Raw genomic sequence first — 15,535 nt, 5'->3', positions numbered from 1 at the left:
CAATGCAGCAATTGTACTCCTGTTGCTCGGGACCCCTTTCGTTTTACTGTTCGGTTGACGCTGCGGATCGTTTTGGAAGGCTTACGAGCATGGTGGTCCCGTTCTCGGAACTTGCTTCGACCTCTACAGCGCCACCGTGAAGCGCTGCAATCTCCCAAACGAGCGCTAGCCCGAGTCCTGCGCCGCCGTATGCCCTGCTGCGGGATTTGTCTAGACGAAAGAACGGCTGGAAGATGCTCTCTCGGTACTTCTTGGGTATTCCCGGGCCCTCATCTTTGACTCGTAGGAGCACGTGGCTGTCGCTGTCGCTGATGGAGACGCTGGCAGTCGAGCCGGAGCGGCTGTAACGGATGGCGTTTTCGACCAGATTAAACACCAGCCGATAGAGGAGCGTGTCGCTCCCGATTACTAAAGCGTCTCCAGCACAATTGAGGGCTATGCCTTTATTTTCGGCAAGTGGTGCAAGGTCGGTGAGGACCTCTTCGGACAAGGGGCCAAGTTCAACATCGTCCTCGCAAGGAACGCTGCGGAGCTCGCTCATCTCGAGCAATACCTTGGTCATCCGCGACATCCGCTCGGTTTGTTCTTGTAGCAGGCCGAGCAGCTCGGCTGTTTCGGGTTGCAAGCCGGAGTGCTCGGAGATGAATAGTTCAATCTGTGCCCGCATAAGGGCGAGCGGGGTGCGCAGCTCGTGTGCGGCGTTGCCGGTAAACTGACGCTGTGCAGAGAACCCTTCGCCAAGACGGGCGATCATGTCGTTGAAAGAGGCGCTGCATCGTTGTAGCTCGGTGGGCACATCTTCACTGAGTCTGATTTCGCTTAGATTATCAGGCTGCACGCGCTCAACCTGGGCTGCAAAAGCCCGTAGCGGTTTGAGTGCACGGCCGCTCACAAAGTATGCCAGCACGCCGCCAAGGAGTGTGACTCCAGCCGTGATGCACCAGGCTGTCGTGCCAAAAGACTCCTGTGCGTCGTTTACGACGATCGTGACCTCGTCATCGAGGGTCGTTTTCGTTGGGTCGAACGCCTGGGGCGAATCTTCGCCGGTTGCGTTAAAGGCCGAGATGTCACTGCCGATGGCATCCATGTAGCGCATGCCCGTATAGCCGACCAGGCAGTTCGTCAGCACGCATGCCGCGCACGTCAGCAGCGCCGTCATGATCGTTATGCGCCATTGCAGCGAAAGCCCTTTCATTCGCCATCCTCCATAACGTAGCCCTCTCCAATCCGATTGCGAATCGGGTCGTATCCCAAAGCGCCGCGCAACTTTTTGCGGAGTGACGAGATGTGAACGCGGGTTGCGTTGCTAAAGCTGTTCACGGTGCTATCCCAAACGTGCTCTATAAGCTCCTCTTGGCTTACCGGTCGCCCCCGATTAAGCATCAGGTATTCCAAGATTCCCGTTTCCTTGCGCGTAAGAGATAAAGCCTCGCTGTCCACGGAAGCGATGCGTGCCTTGGTGTCAAAGCTGAGCTTTCCGCAGGTTAATACTATGTCGCTTTGTGCGAAGCGCCTGAGGGTAAGGCTGCGGATCCTTGCCGCAAGCTCGTCAAGATGAAACGGCTTGGTGAGGTAATCGTTGGCGCCGGCATCGAGTCCGGCGACTTTATCGGATACTTCGCCACGTGCGGACAGAATCAGTACCTTAGTCTCGCAGTCAGTTTTCCTAAGTTCCCTGAGTACGGTCATGCCGTCGATACGGGGGAGATTGAGGTCGAGTACCACGAGGTCGAAGGCCTCAACGTCCAGCAGGTCGAGCGCCTTCTGTCCGTCGTGGCAGCAGTCGACGCTGTACGCCAAGTTTCGCAAGCTGCGTGCGATCGTGTCGCACAGCGCTCGCTCGTCTTCGACGATCAAAATACGCATAACAGTCTCCTTGCACATTCCAAATCGCGCTTAACACGGATTTTATAGTCGATATGGTCCAATGGTCGCGTAACGAAAGGAGTGGTCGAGTTGTTCAAAGCGGTAAAACCCATGGTACAGGTCGCTTTGTTGATCGTCGGAATTGTCATGGTGTGCTTTGGTGTTATGCGTGGCGAGGCGGATGCCGTGCTGGCCAAAGCGATTAGGCTGTGCTTGGAGTGTATCGGAATTGGATAAAAGAGAAAACACTGCGTCGCATGTTTTGGCTCGATTTCGCGGATTCATTCAGGCGGCGGCGACGCTCGTCACCAACATTCACCTGCCAAACTTTGCCAAAGGCGGCATCTATCAGGGCGCGGGAAAAACAGTCTGCGTACCTGGACTTAATTGCTATTCGTGCCCCGCGGCATCGGGTGCGTGCCCCATCGGGTCGTTCCAGTCGGTGGTGGGCTCGTCCAAGTTCAACTTTTCTTACTATGTTACCGGTACGCTCATTTTGCTCGGCGTGCTGCTGGGACGCTTTGTATGTGGCTTTCTGTGCCCGTTTGGCTGGCTGCAGGAGCTGCTGCACAAGATTCCCGGCAAAAAGTTCTCCACGAAAAAGCTCAAGCCGCTCACGTACATCAAGTACGTCGTGTTGCTGTTTGCCGTGGTGCTGCTACCCGTCTTGGTGGTTAACGACGTGGGCATGGGCGACCCGTTCTTTTGTAAGTACATCTGTCCGCAGGGCGTACTCGAGGGCGCCATTCCGCTGGCCATTGCCAATGCCGGCATTCGATCTGCGTTGGGACATCTCTTTACTTGGAAACTTGCCGTTCTCATTGCCGTGGTAGTGCTGAGCGTTTTGTTCTACCGCCCCTTCTGCAAATGGATTTGTCCACTCGGCGCATTCTATGCGCTCATGAATAAGGTATCCCTGCTGGGGATTCGGGTCGATGCATGCAAATGTGTCTCGTGCGGCAAGTGCTCAAAGGTTTGTCAGATGGACGTTGATGTGGTCCGCGCGCCCGATCATGCCGAATGTATCCGGTGCGGAAAGTGCATCGGGGCCTGTCCTGTCGATGCCATCAGCTATCGCTATGGCCTGGATGTGTCGGCGGAAAAGCTTCCCTTGACCGCCGATAAAAAGTAAACAAGCTTCGACAAAACGGAGGAATGACCATGAAGCTTTCTAAGATTGCGGCCCTGTTTATGGTGCCGGTATTGGCCTTGTGCCTTGTGGCATGTTCGGCGCCCGGTGGCAATGCGAGCGAATCTGCGAGCTCCGATTCTAAGATCGCAGAACTCACTGCGCAGAAGCCGGCCAATGCCGACGAGGCCGCCGAGCTGTATGCGAAGCTCATGCAGAAGGAGAACGAGATCTTTGCGAGTGATAACGCGCTGTGGGAAAAGGTATTCAATGCGGCAAATAAAGACTCGGCAATGATTGAGGACGGCAGCAATTACGGCGATTTCCTGCTCAAGACCATCGACGGCGCCAAGGATGAGTTCACGGCGGATGAGCTTAAGACGCTCAAGGCCGGTGCACAGCAGATCAAGGAGATCGAGGACAAGCTCGAGAGCCTGGAGAAGGAGTTCCCCGGCTGTGGAAGCACGCCGAGCGCAGGCGAGAGCGTCGACGCTTCAGCCGCTGGCATGACGGCTGGCGCCAATGCTTCGAGCGAGGCGACGAAGTTCCCCAGCTTTACGGGCAAGGACCTGGATGGCAACGACGTGAGCAGCGACGAGCTGTTCTCTAAGAACAAGGTCACCGTCATGAACTTCTGGTTCACCACTTGCAAGCCGTGCGTGGGCGAGCTGGGCGATCTTGAGAAACTGAATCAGGAGTTTGCCAAGAAGGGCGGTCAGGTCGTGGGCGTCAATTCCTTTACGCTCGATGGTAACAAGGGCGAGATTGCAGATGCCAAGGACGTGCTGAGCAAGAAGGGCGTGACGTATAAGAACATCTGGTTCAAGTCGGATAGCGAGGCCGGTAAGTTTACGTCAAATTTGTTCTCGTTCCCGACAACGTATGTCATCGATCAGAATGGCAACATCGTAGGGGAGCCCATCGTGGGCGCCATCAGCTCCGCTGAGCAGCGCGCAGCGCTCGACAAGCTTATCGACCAGGCGATTGCGAATAGCGAGCAGTAAAAACGTGTAAAGCATGGCGAGGATCGTGTGTCGCTGTGCGAAGTAGCCCGCTACCTTTCAAGATAAGCTCCACCATATAGAGGTCCCGCTCGGGACCTCTTCTTTTGGGCGTCATCTCGTTCGTTTTTTGGCGCCGTTCGTTACATTCCTCACTGGCTCCGGCAAAAAATGGGGATAGAGTAGGACAAACGCGTCGAATACGAACGGCGGAGGAGAGCGGGCAGGGTGCCTGCGCAGGAGAGGTTGCCGTCCATGCTGGAGCTCAAAGGAATTTGCAAAAGGTACGTTACGCAGTCGTTTACGCAGGTGGCACTCGACAACGTAAGCCTGTCTTTTCGCGATAACGAGTTCGTGGCCATTCTGGGCCCCTCGGGCTCGGGCAAGACCACGATGCTCAACGTTATCGGCGGGCTCGACCACTTTGACTCGGGCGACCTGCTGATCGACGGTATTTCGACCAAGGATTTTCACGATCGCGATTGGGACGCCTATCGTAACAACCGCATCGGCTTTGTGTTCCAGAGCTATAACCTCATTCCACATCAGACCATCTTGGAAAACGTTGAGCTGGCGCTTACGCTCACGGGTGTGGGCCATGCCGAGCGCCGCCAGCGTGCACGTAAGGCACTCGAGGCAGTTGGTCTGGGCGAGCACGTGAACAAGCGCCCGAGCCAGCTTTCGGGTGGACAGATGCAGCGCGTGGCCATTGCCCGCGCCCTGATCAACGATCCCGAGATCGTGCTGGCAGACGAGCCGACCGGCGCCTTGGACTCAACGACATCCGTGCAGGTCATGGATCTGCTCAAGGACGTGGCGCGCGACCGCCTGGTCATCATGGTCACGCACAATCCCGAGCTGGCGTACCAATATGCCACGCGCATCGTCAATCTGGCGGACGGCAAGATCACCGACGATTCCGATCCCTTCGATGCTGCCAAGGCCGCGCGTCGCGAGGCAAAGCCTACGCGCAAAACCTCGATGAGCTTTGTGACGGCGCTGGGGCTTTCTGCCCGAAACCTCATGACCAAGAAGGGCCGCACGGCCATGACTGCCTTTGCGGGCTCGATTGGCATTATCGGTATCGCGGCGATTCTGGCGCTGTCCAACGGCGTAAACGGCTACATCAAAAAGGTCGAGGAGGATACGCTCTCGAGCTACCCGCTCACCATTTCCAAGCAGGATTACGACCTGTCGTCCATGATGGGCGGACAGGGGGCCACGGACGACGATATGTCCAAGAACGAGGGCTCGTCCGACGACAGTGCCGGCGGCAAGGCTAAGGGAACCGATAAGATTCCCGTGGTCACGGCCGTAAAGGATATGTTTGCGAGCGTTAAGTCTAACGACATGACAAGCTTTAAGGCATGGCTCGATGCCGGTGGCGACGGCATCGATAAAGAGGTCAACGCCATTCAGTACGGCTACGGTGTATCGCCGGTTGTCTATCGTGCCGGCAAGGGCGACGAGAAGCCTGTCCGGTTGGTGCCCAACGCCATGACCGAGGCCATGAGCGGAGGCGCGAGCTCGGCGGCAACGGTGAGCATGGAATCCATGGGAACCTCGGTCTTTAACGAGATGATCGACGACCAGAGCCTGCTCGACAGTCAGTACGATGTCGTCGCCGGTCATTGGCCCACGTCCGCCAACGAAGCCGTAATGGTGCTTTCGAGCCGCGGTACGGTGGGCGACTATACGCTCTACAGCATCGGTGCGCTGGATATCGATGAGCTCAACGATCTGGTAAACAGTGCCATGACGGCCGACGGTAAGATCGAGACGCCCGAGACCGGCGCCGACTTTACCTACGATGATGCGTTGTCCACGACGTTTAAGGTGCTGTCGCCGGCCGATGCCTATCGCAAAAACGAAGAGACCGGCATGTGGACCGACATGTCTGGCGACGCCGACTTTATGGCCGCCAAGGTTGCCGACGGTATCGACGTGCACATTGTGGGTGTGGTGCGACCTAACGAGACCGCCAACGCGAGCGCGCTGTCTCCGGGTATTGCCTATACGCATGCACTGACTCGCCAGCTTATGGAGCGCGCCGCCGATTCGCAGATTGTGCAGGAGCAACTCGACCACCCCGAGACGGATGTCTTTACGGGCAAAACCTTCGACGAACTGCAAGGCGAGGCCAAGCAAGGCGTTGATCTGGGCAGCATGTTCAGTGTGGACGAGGCAACACTTAAGAGCGCGTTCTCGTTCGATACTTCCGCGCTCTCGGGTGTTGCCGGCGGTATGGACCTGTCGGGTCTTGACTTGTCCGGGCTGGACATTGACCTTTCGAGCGTTGGCAAGGACATCGACTTCAGCGACATCATGGCAAAAGCGCCAACCCCAGATTTCTCGGGTATCTTTGACGGTCTGGAACTCACGCCCGAGCAAATGCAGCAGGTGGGAACACTAGCCAACCAGCTGTTTGAGGGCTTTTTGCAGTCTGATCAGTTTAAGGCGCTGTCGCCCGAAGATCTTAAGGACGCGTCAAAGCTCTCTGCCGCATTCTCGACGTATCTTGAGAATGATGCCGCAGCCCAGCAAATCCTGGCCCAGCTCAAAGCACTCGGCGGCGATGCCCTGGCCGAGCGTCTGCAGCAGGCGATGAGCGACTATGTGCAAAAGCAGCTGGCTCTGTATCTGCAGCAGGCTATGGATCAGGTGATGAAGGCAATCAGCGAGCAGATAGCGTCGACGGTATCATCCCAGCTCAAGGCGGGCGCGGCAGGGCTTATGGACCAGATGGCGACGCAGATGTCTTCGAGTTTTGCTAACCTGGCGAGCGCCATGCGTGTGGATGCGAGCGCCTTTGCCCGCGCCATCCATTTCAACATGGACGCCGAGGACCTGAGTTCGCTCATGATGAGCTATGCGAAGGCGTCGAAGCTCACCTACGACAACAATCTGACCACGTTGGGCTATGCGGACGAGGCGGACCCCATCTCGGTCAAGATTTTCCCGCGCGACTTTGAGGCCAAGGAGCGCGTGCTCGATCACATCGACGCGTACAACAAGCAGGTCAAAGCCTCTGGCCACGATGAACAGGCAATCTCATACACCGACTACATGGGCATCATCATGGGCTCGGTGACCGACATCGTGAACACCATCAGCTTGGTGCTCATCGCATTCGTGAGCATCAGCCTGGTCGTGAGCTCCATCATGATCGGCATTATCACCTACATCAGCGTACTGGAGCGCAAAAAGGAGATTGGCATCCTGCGCGCGATCGGCGCGTCGAAGCGCAACGTGGCCAACGTATTCAATGCCGAGACCTTTATCGAAGGCCTCATCGCCGGCGTCTTTGCCATTGTCGTCGTGGTGGCCGTGAGCTTCCCGGTCAATGCTTGGGCGCTTGCGGCCAAACAGGTACCCAATCTGATGAGCCTGCCCGTGCGGGATGCGCTAGTGCTCATCGCGATTTCGGTGCTGTTGACGGTCGTTGCCGGCCTGCTGCCTGCCCGCAGCGCATCCAAAAAGGATCCCGTGGAAGCCCTGCGCTCCGAATAATGTGACAAAGGGACAGTCCCTTTGTCACATTGAGACCCTTGCGAAATCGGGGTCTAATTACCGTTCGGCAGGTTAAGAACTCCCTCCCCCCGCTTAATGCTTGACGAAGAGTCCTCTGGTTTATATACCTATCGGTAGGCATATAGGATGTATTGCCGATAGAAATGGAGCAACCATGACTCTCACCACACCAGCCAAAAAAGATTGTCTCCGTGAAAGCGGCGCATTTGCTTGGGTCGTCGTTATTGCGCTCGGCTTAATGTCCGCCGGAACAACTGGCACATATAGCATTATTGCCGGCTCATTCGTTGCTCCAGTATGTGAAGATCTGGGCTTTGACTACACTTCTTTTTCTTTCTATTTCACCGCGATTCTTCTTGGCCTTGCGCTTGGGCTTCCGCTTTTGAGTCGCTTCATTCCAAAAGTAATCGGCAAACCATGGCATATTTGCATTGAACTCGTCCTTATTGCCGCCGGCGCCGCAATGGCGTTCTACACCGAGGTCTGGATGTTCACCGTCTCCGCCGCAGTGATCGGCATCTGCTTTTCGTTTACAACGGGCGTCTGCATGTCCGATGTCATTGACCAATGGTTCAGCAAATCGTCCGGTCTTGCCATCGGCCTCGCTTGGGGCGTTAATTCTCTCTGTACGCTGTTATTGAGTCCTGTCATTACGCTGGTCATCGAGCAGCAAGGCTGGCGTACGGGATACATCGTGCTTGCGGCCGTTTCTGCAGCTATGATTTTGCCTGCAAGCGCATTTATCATTCGCCTTAACCCCTCTGATCGCAACATGCTTCCGTACGGAGAGACCGCCTCCGAAACCCATGAGAGCTGCAGCGCCGATGAGCAGGAAGATGTTCTTTCGGGCATGGCACTCCGCGATGCCGCGAAAACGCCGTCTATTATTCTCTGCGTCCTCTTGCTTTGCGTGGCGCAGCTCACCTGCTGCATGAACCAGCTGTTTCCAACCTATGCAAGCGAGGTCGGTTTCAATCCTATCGTAGGAAGCTTAATGGTCTCGGCAGCTTCACTCTCCGATATCTTCCTAAATCCCTTCGTGGGCAAAACATGCGACAAGCTTGGCGCTATTAAAGCAACGGTCGCATGGACAGGTGTCAGCATTCTTTCATTCCTGCTTCTTATCATTGGCGGAAGCAATGAGACCGTTTCCATCATTGCAGCTGGTGTAAACGATGTCATGTTCGCCATCGTTGGAACCGCAATGCCGATGCTTCTACTCTCGCTCTTTGGATCACGCGATTTTGGAAGGATCTATTCGATCGTTTGCTCAGCGGGCTATGTCGTCGGTGCTTTTGGAATGCCGGTCATGATGAAGGTTTACGGCATGGCGGGGTCATTCCAGGGAGTATTTATCTTCTGCATTGCCTGCAACCTTATGATTGCTGCGTTTGCTATCGTTTCCGGCTTTCTCAATAAGGCTGCTGAAAAGTAATAAGCGCCGATTTGCATCGGCATAGATTGCCACGCAACAGGGGTCGACTCCAAGCCAGACTGGAGTCGACCCCTGTTTTCGTTTTAAAGGTTGCCCGCAGGCACCATGGGTGCCAACATGCGCTTCAGCTTGGCTGGTTTATTTGAACATAAGCTCGACTATTCCCGCCCAAACCGCTTTTTCATCGATATCCTCACCTTGAGCGACCGTATTGCTCGCTCCCTCCAGAACGGTATAAAGAATTTGTGCGTAGAGCATCACGTCGGCACTATCGGAAAACGCGCCAATCTCTACACCATGAAGAAGGATGTCTTTAAGCGCATCCATGGTTCGTTTGGTCGCCGTCGCTTGACGTTCCTGAACTGCAGGAATTCGATTTGCTTGGACGCTAACCTCGGCCAGCACGCGCCGGCGCTTTTCATCGCTTCGATAGCCACCTATAACTGAATTGCCGAGCTCGATAAGCGCGGCCTTGAACCCGTCCCTATCGACTATTAGCGAGTAGTCGCGCTGATAGTCGATGGTCGGAAACATGCTGTCCAAGAGCGTAGTGAAAATCTCCTCTTTAGAGGGAAAGTAGTAGTACACCGACGGCTTGGATATACCGACAAAGTCGCAAATCTTTCCGATAGACGCTTTGTCATAACCGACTTCTGCCACAAGATCGTACATTGCGTCCAATATTTTTTTTCTTGTGCTCACGCTGCATTTCTCCATTGTAAATCACTTCCGCACTATCAACATTATTAAGGATGGCAACGGAACATCAATTCGTGTCCAAACATGACCACTATATACGGTGAACGGTATGTATCAGTAGGCGAGCGGCAATTATTCAAAACTATCTACCGAACGGTAGGTATAGTAGTACTATAGCAGGCGAAACCCCGCTATTGTCGCGGCCGGACAGCATCGCGGGAAACCCGACGGAAGGACCAACCATGTACGAGAACTATCGTATGCCGGGCGAGTTCGAGAAGCGCTCCAACGTCTATGTGACATGGCTTCCCGATTACATCCGTGCAGAGGGTTACGATAACCGTCAGCCCTGCGTTGACGTGATCAAGGCTCTGCTCGAGTATGGCGACGTTACGGTCAACCTCAATTGCGGTACCCCCGGCTCCTATGAGGAGGCTTGCTCGCGCCTGAAGGAGGAGGGGGTTGATCTCGATCGCATCGAGATCACGCAGTTCGAAGACTCCAACTTCTATGTCCGCGACAACGGTCCCAGCATCATGGTCGACGACAAGGGCCATTCTTATATGGTCAACCCCGCTTGGACCTATTACGGCGTGTGGGACAAGAACTCCCCGGAGTGCCAGTCCGCACGTAAGGCAGCGGTTCACATGGCGGTTGCGCTCGGTTGCTTCGATATCGTCAATTCCGAAATGGTTTCGGAGGGCGGCGACCGCGAGTTTGACGGTCACGGCACTCTGATCGCCATCGAGGACACGGAATGCCGCAAGCGTAATCCCGAGTTCACGAAAGAGGAAGTAGAGGCCGAGTATAAGCGCATCTACAACCTCAACAAGGTTATCTGGCTTCCGCAGCCTATGCTCGAGGACGACGACTATCGACTGGGCATCCTCGACGAGAAGGAAGACGGAACTCCCGTCTTTGGCATGAGCTTTGCAGCTCACATTGATGAGATGTGTCGCTTTATCACTCCGAACAAGATTCTTCTTGCCGAGGTGTCCGATGAAGAGGCAGCCTCGAGCAAGGCTGGAGCAGAGTCTCGTCGCCGCATTGAGGCAGCCTACGAGATCCTGAGCAACGAAACGGACTGGGAGGGCAAGCCCTTCGAGATCGTTCGTATGCCCACCGCCGAGCCTATTGAAGTCGTTATCGCCCCTGGCGATGAAGATTACGAGCTCTATAAGGGCTTCATCGACGAAATGGGCGGCAAGTTTATGGATGGCACCCCCTGGCCCGAGGGCCCCGTCCACTTCTACGCCGCAGCGAGCTACTGCAACTTCCTGATTTGCAACGGCGTCGTTCTTGGCCAGCGTTATTACCACGAGGGCATGAGCGAGGTCGTGAAAGAGAAGGATGGGCAGGCCAAGGCAGTTCTTGAGAGCTGCTTCCCCGATCGCAAGGTCATCATGATTGATTCCCTCGCGCTTAACCTGTCCGGCGGCGGCGTGCACTGCTGGACTAAGGACGTGGCGGCCAGTCGTTAGTGAGCCTTAGAGCCTGCGCTCTTTGGCTTAGGCGCCACATGTACCGCTCCCCGAGGGATATCCGTGTTTTCCTCGGGGACACATTCAACAATAATTTTGATAATAATTCGAAAGGAAATAGGCATGAACAACAGCCTCCGCGGTCGCGACTACATCAACATCCATGATCTCTCCTCCGAGGATTTCCGCTATCTCATCGATCTTGCCTGGAACCTTAAGGCTCAGAAGAAGTCTGGTGTCGACCAGCGCTACTTCCCCGGCAAAAACGTCCTCGCCAACTTTGAGTGGGGCTCGACCCGTACTCGTTGCGCATTCGAGACCTCCTGCAATGATTTGGGCATGGGCTTTACTTATCTGACCAACTCCCACATGGGTGACTGCGAGACCGTCAAGGATGCCATGCGCGTCTTTAACGGCATGTACGATCTCATCGTCTACCGCGCACAGAAGGACGAGCAGTTCCTCTATGACGTCGCCGACCTGGTTGACATCCCGGTCATCAATGCCCTTACTCTCGGCGATCACCCGACTCAGATGCTCGCTGACGCTCTTACGATGGAAGAGCAATGGGGCGGTCTGCGTACGAGCCGCGGCAAGAAGATGGCTTTCGTTGGCAACTGCGCCGGCGCCCCGGTGTGGTATGGCCGTCTGTGCGCTATGCTCGACATGGACTTCCTCGCCATCGGCCCCGACGACCTCCGTCATCAGATGTGCAAGGAAATGATCGAAGAGGTGGAGGCCTGCTACGCCAAGTACGCTCCCAATAGGACCTTTACCATCACCTCTGACCTCGATGCCCTGGATGGCGTTGACGTTATCGTTACCGAGGAGTGGCGCTACATCAACCCCGAGTGCGGAGAAGAGGTTCTGGATCCCGACGACTACAACTCCTGGTTGGGCGATGCCGAGTCTCTGTACCCCTATCGCGTCACCAGCGAGCTGTGCAAGCGCACCAACAATCCCGACATCTTCTGCATGCATGAGCTTCCCTCTGTCCACAACGCGGATCACCGTGTTGGCAAGATGCTCCTCGACCAGTGCAAGAACGACCTTCATCGCGAGATCATCACCGAGGGTTTCGAGATTGCCGACGAGTGCTTTGAGGCCAACGCTTCGGTCATCTTCCGTGAGGCAGAGAACCGTCAGCACACCATCAAGGCCGTTATGTGTGCCCTTCTGGGTCTCTAGGAGCTGCGTCAATGGAAAATGCAAAGTTAAAGAGCAGCAAGGTTTACGCATGGGTTCTCGTAATCGCGCTCGGCCTTATGTCTGCCGGCACGACCGGATCCTATAGCGTCATCGCGGGCTCCTTCGTCGCACCCGTGTGCGAGGAGTTCGGGTTTGACTATTCCATCTTCTCGTATTACTTCACCGCAACGCTCATTGGTCTTGCGGCAGCTCTTCCGTTTGTCGGAAAACTCATTCCCAAGGTCGTTGGCAAGGTTTGGCTCCCCGTTGTCGAGCTTATTTTGCTCGCTGCCGGCGCAGGCATGGCCTTCTACACCGAAGTCTGGATGTTCATCGCCGCTGGCGCCCTGATTGGCGTTTGCTTCGCCTTCACCACCGGCGTCGCTATGTCCGACGTTATTGACCAGTGGTTCAAAAAATCTGGTGGCCTGGCAATCGGTCTCGCTTGGGCAGTGAACTCGATTTACATGCTCATCATGAGCCCCGTCATCACCTCTGTCATCGAGGCCGCTGGCTGGAGGACTGGCTATCTGGTGCTCGCTGGCGTCTCCGCCGTGCTCATTCTCCCCGCTTCCGTCCTGATTATTCGCTATAAGCCTCAGGACAAGGGCATGCTGCCCTATGGCTACGTCGAGGGCGAGACGGTCACCGAGACCGAGGAGACGACCGAGGATAGCACGCGTGGCGTTAGCTATGCGCGCGCCATTAAGTCGCCTGCCTTCTTCTTCTGCATCGGCTTCCTCTGTCTCGTTCAGCTCACTTGCTGCATGAACCAGCTCTTCCCGACGTATGCTTCCGAGGTTGGTTTTAGCCCCATGGTGGGCGGCTTCATGGTATCCGCTGCATCGCTCTTCGATCTGTTCCTCAATCCGATCGTTGGCACCACTTGCGATAGGTTCGGCAGCACGAAGGCCATTCTGGGCTGGCTCGCTGTCTCCATCCTCTCCTTTGTCATGCTCATGATGAGCAGCGGCAACTCGACGCTCAGCATCCTCGCAGCAGGCGTGAACGACGTAATGTACGTCATCGCTGGCACTGCCCTGACCGTTTTGGTTATGGATGTCTTTGGCTCCCGCGATTTCGGTCGCATCTTCGCGCTGATCTGCTCCGTGGGCTATATCGTCGGCGCCTTTGGCATGCCCGTTATGATGAAGGTCTATGAGCTTGTCGGCTCCTTCCAGGGCGTCTTCATCTTCTGCATCGCATGCAACGTTATTATCGGCCTGTTCTTGCTGCTGGCAAAAAAGACTGGTAAGAACCTCTCCTGGGACGAATAGTTCGATTCGTCTTAGACATACGCTGTAGGGCTTAACCTGCAGCCGCTTTGGGGCATCGACTAACATCGGTGCCCTTTTTCATCGAATGTGACAAAGGAGCAGCCACTTTGTCACATTGAGTGGCATGTAAATCGAGGTCTAATACTTTTCCGAGAAGTGAACGGCCATACTTGGACCTCCGAAGCATCGACATTTTTAGACGTCAAACCCGCAGGATTTGGCTGGCAAAACCGCAGGAAATTGCATCTCGAAAGTGCCGATGCTTCGGGGGCCCGTTTTCACTCGTTCACTTCTCGGGAAAAGTATTAAACCTCGTTGTATGGGGTGCGGCTGGAGGGTGGTCATCGTTCAGTAGCTACCTCTTCCTTGTGAATCGCCTGAAGCGCAAGGCATAATGCATGTGACAAAGGGACAGTCCCTTTGTCACGTTCGTTGATATGAGAGAAGAGTAGATGATTCTATCGTTGGCCCCTATGGAGGGGATTACCGGGCATGTGTTCCGTCGCGCGCATGCGGAGTGCTTCGGCGCGCTCGATTGTTATTACACGCCGTTTTTGCCGCCGCCGCGGGTGGGAAACCTCTTTGGCGGCAAGGCGTTTAAGGAGATCGATCCTGCCAATAACCAGGGGCTCAACGTTGTGCCTCAGCTGATGTCCAAGAACGCGGACGAGTTTGTGTGGGCGGCACAGGTGCTCGCCGACATGGGCTACCGCGAGGTCAATCTCAACCTGGGTTGCCCCTCGGGTACGGTTGTTGCCAAGGGCAAGGGCTCGGGTTTCTTGCGCAATCTCGACGAGCTCGAGGCGTTCTTAAGTGATGTGTGCGAGCGGTCGCCGTTGCCGGTGTCGGTAAAGACCAGGCTGGGGCTGGAGAATGACGACGAATACGAGCGCGTGCTCGATCTGTATTGCCGCATGCCGCTAACAGAGCTGATCGTGCATCCGCGCGTACAGAAGGACCGTTATACAGGCTCGCCGCGCAAAGAGTTTTATGGCGAGACGCTGGAGCGTGCGCCGTTTCCGGTGGCCTATAACGGCGACATTTTCGATCTTGAGGATATGGACGCGCTGGCGGAGGCCTATCCCGACACGCGCCATGTAATGCTAGGGCGTGGCCTGCTCGCGAACCCCGCGCTGGCTCGCATGGTTAAGGGCGGTCCTGCTGCCACGGCAGCCGAACTGCAGCGTTTCCACGACACGCTGTTTGCGGTCTATGCAGAAGAGATTGGCGGCAACGCGGTCTTTCGTATGAAGGAGTGGTGGTTCTACGCCAAGTGCGCTTTCGCCGACCCCGCTACCGTTCACAAGCTCGTACGTAAGACCAAAAAGGTCGACGAATACCGCGCCGCCGTCGAGCGGGTCTTTCGCGAGCAGCCACTCGCACCCATAGCTCGCTTCCACGGCTAACTAGTCATCGGGGGCGTTCTTTAACGACTGGTCATTTAAGGACGTCCCCAACGACTATGTAGCAAAAAGCTGTACACCAGCATCCAAAGATGTCGAAAAATGTCGACTTTGGATGCTGACGTACATGTTTGGGTCGGTGGGGGAGCGGTGCCTAGGCAATCATTGCATCAAGTGTTACGAGTTCCCTGAGCCGTTCCGTGCGCGTTTGCCCATGGCGTTTGGCTTTTTCGTCAAACGCCTCAAGAATCGATTCGCCCACACGTGCTGATATAACGACGCTCGGCTCATCGGAGATCGACGGCCTTCCCAGCTTGATGGTGCGACCCTTCGGCCACTCATCTTTTTCGTAGGCTTCCGCGGCGTTCTTCAACTCTCCGGGGGCAAACCCCATTATCTTTGGCTCTGTTAGACCAGGATTGACATTCCGCCCCGTCATCTTCTTGCGATTGCACAATGGTCGCCCCTTGTCGAATCTGAATCCGGCAAGGGGCGATGCGCCCGAGACCGGACGAGTTGCTCGCC

13 protein-coding genes are annotated in these 15,535 nt (G+C 55.7%); 9 read left to right on the top strand and 4 right to left on the bottom strand.

Annotated features, from left to right (window positions below):
- Nucleotides 1–43 precede the first annotated feature (43 nt).
- Nucleotides 44–1,195 (bottom strand): HAMP domain-containing sensor histidine kinase, encoded by a 1,152-nt coding sequence (locus RX395_RS08690; protein ID WP_316366978.1) that lies wholly within the window; start codon nt 1,193–1,195, stop codon nt 44–46.
- The gene (locus RX395_RS08685) at nt 1,192–1,884 is read right to left on the bottom strand and encodes a response regulator transcription factor (protein ID WP_457921683.1); all 693 of its coding nucleotides are present in this window, start codon (nt 1,882–1,884) and stop codon (nt 1,192–1,194) included. The genes RX395_RS08690 and RX395_RS08685 overlap by 4 nt, the downstream gene beginning before the upstream one ends.
- 93 nt (nt 1,885–1,977) lie before the next feature.
- On the opposite strand from RX395_RS08685, the gene RX395_RS10285 reads away from it, so the two are divergent.
- The 5 genes from RX395_RS10285 to RX395_RS08665 all read left to right on the top strand — a co-directional run bounded on the left by RX395_RS10285 (nt 1,978) and on the right by RX395_RS08665 (nt 8,962).
- Entirely contained in the window at nt 1,978–2,103 is a 126-nt protein-coding gene (locus RX395_RS10285; protein WP_394815234.1) for a CD1871A family CXXC motif-containing protein, read from the top strand.
- The gene (locus tag RX395_RS08680; protein ID WP_227789897.1) at nt 2,096–2,998 is read left to right on the top strand and encodes a 4Fe-4S binding protein; all 903 of its coding nucleotides are present in this window, start codon (nt 2,096–2,098) and stop codon (nt 2,996–2,998) included. The genes RX395_RS10285 and RX395_RS08680 overlap by 8 nt, the downstream gene beginning before the upstream one ends.
- A gap of 29 nt (nt 2,999–3,027) precedes the next feature.
- Nucleotides 3,028–3,999 (top strand): TlpA family protein disulfide reductase, encoded by a 972-nt coding sequence (locus RX395_RS08675; protein WP_316366975.1) that lies wholly within the window; start codon nt 3,028–3,030, stop codon nt 3,997–3,999.
- Between the two features lie 252 nt (nt 4,000–4,251).
- Entirely contained in the window at nt 4,252–7,506 is a 3,255-nt protein-coding gene (locus tag RX395_RS08670) for an ATP-binding cassette domain-containing protein (protein ID WP_316366973.1), read from the top strand.
- Nucleotides 7,507–7,681: 175 nt separating this feature from the next.
- Nucleotides 7,682–8,962, top strand: coding sequence for an MFS transporter (locus RX395_RS08665; protein WP_316366972.1), 1,281 nt, complete (start codon nt 7,682–7,684; stop codon nt 8,960–8,962).
- A 138-nt stretch (nt 8,963–9,100) separates the two neighbouring features.
- Here RX395_RS08665 and RX395_RS08660 read toward each other — a convergent pair whose 3' ends face one another.
- On the bottom strand, nt 9,101–9,664 hold the full coding sequence (locus RX395_RS08660) for a TetR/AcrR family transcriptional regulator (RefSeq protein ID WP_316366970.1): 564 nt from the start codon (nt 9,662–9,664) through the stop codon (nt 9,101–9,103).
- A 239-nt stretch (nt 9,665–9,903) separates the two neighbouring features.
- Between RX395_RS08660 and RX395_RS08655 the strand changes: the two genes are divergently transcribed.
- The 4 genes from RX395_RS08655 (at nt 9,904) to RX395_RS08640 (ending at nt 15,013) form a co-directional block, all read left to right on the top strand.
- On the top strand, nt 9,904–11,142 hold the full coding sequence (locus RX395_RS08655; protein ID WP_316366969.1) for an agmatine deiminase family protein: 1,239 nt from the start codon (nt 9,904–9,906) through the stop codon (nt 11,140–11,142).
- Nucleotides 11,143–11,265: 123 nt separating this feature from the next.
- On the top strand, nt 11,266–12,330 hold the full coding sequence (locus tag RX395_RS08650) for an ornithine carbamoyltransferase (protein ID WP_006234575.1): 1,065 nt from the start codon (nt 11,266–11,268) through the stop codon (nt 12,328–12,330).
- An 11-nt stretch (nt 12,331–12,341) separates the two neighbouring features.
- The gene (locus RX395_RS08645; protein ID WP_006234574.1) at nt 12,342–13,607 is read left to right on the top strand and encodes an MFS transporter; all 1,266 of its coding nucleotides are present in this window, start codon (nt 12,342–12,344) and stop codon (nt 13,605–13,607) included.
- A gap of 452 nt (nt 13,608–14,059) precedes the next feature.
- Nucleotides 14,060–15,013: a tRNA dihydrouridine synthase gene (locus RX395_RS08640; RefSeq protein ID WP_316366965.1), complete on the top strand. Its 954-nt coding sequence runs from the start codon at nt 14,060–14,062 to the stop codon at nt 15,011–15,013.
- A 151-nt stretch (nt 15,014–15,164) separates the two neighbouring features.
- On the opposite strand, the gene RX395_RS08635 is transcribed toward RX395_RS08640, so the two are convergent.
- Nucleotides 15,165–15,535 (bottom strand): ribbon-helix-helix protein, CopG family (locus RX395_RS08635; protein WP_316366960.1); only part of this gene is annotated, 371 nt, incomplete at its 5' end.

The sequence above is a fragment of the Collinsella aerofaciens genome (assembly GCF_032584215.1).
Classification (GTDB): domain Bacteria; phylum Actinomycetota; class Coriobacteriia; order Coriobacteriales; family Coriobacteriaceae; genus Collinsella.
This window is presented reverse-complemented; position numbering and strand designations above follow the sequence as displayed.

Coding starts and splice junctions, on each gene's coding strand:
- RX395_RS08645 (WP_006234574.1), top strand. CDS start 12,342: ATGGAAAATGCAAAGTTAAAGAGCAGCAAGGTTTACGCATGGGTTCTC.
- RX395_RS08685 (WP_457921683.1), bottom strand. CDS start 1,884: ATGTGCAAGGAGACTGTTATGCGTATTTTGATCGTCGAAGACGAGCGA.
- RX395_RS08640 (WP_316366965.1), top strand. CDS start 14,060: ATGATTCTATCGTTGGCCCCTATGGAGGGGATTACCGGGCATGTGTTC.
- RX395_RS08675 (WP_316366975.1), top strand. CDS start 3,028: ATGAAGCTTTCTAAGATTGCGGCCCTGTTTATGGTGCCGGTATTGGCC.
- RX395_RS08655 (WP_316366969.1), top strand. CDS start 9,904: ATGTACGAGAACTATCGTATGCCGGGCGAGTTCGAGAAGCGCTCCAAC.
- RX395_RS08690 (WP_316366978.1), bottom strand. CDS start 1,195: ATGAAAGGGCTTTCGCTGCAATGGCGCATAACGATCATGACGGCGCTG.
- RX395_RS08670 (WP_316366973.1), top strand. CDS start 4,252: ATGCTGGAGCTCAAAGGAATTTGCAAAAGGTACGTTACGCAGTCGTTT.
- RX395_RS10285 (WP_394815234.1), top strand. CDS start 1,978: ATGGTACAGGTCGCTTTGTTGATCGTCGGAATTGTCATGGTGTGCTTT.
- RX395_RS08665 (WP_316366972.1), top strand. CDS start 7,682: ATGACTCTCACCACACCAGCCAAAAAAGATTGTCTCCGTGAAAGCGGC.
- RX395_RS08650 (WP_006234575.1), top strand. CDS start 11,266: ATGAACAACAGCCTCCGCGGTCGCGACTACATCAACATCCATGATCTC.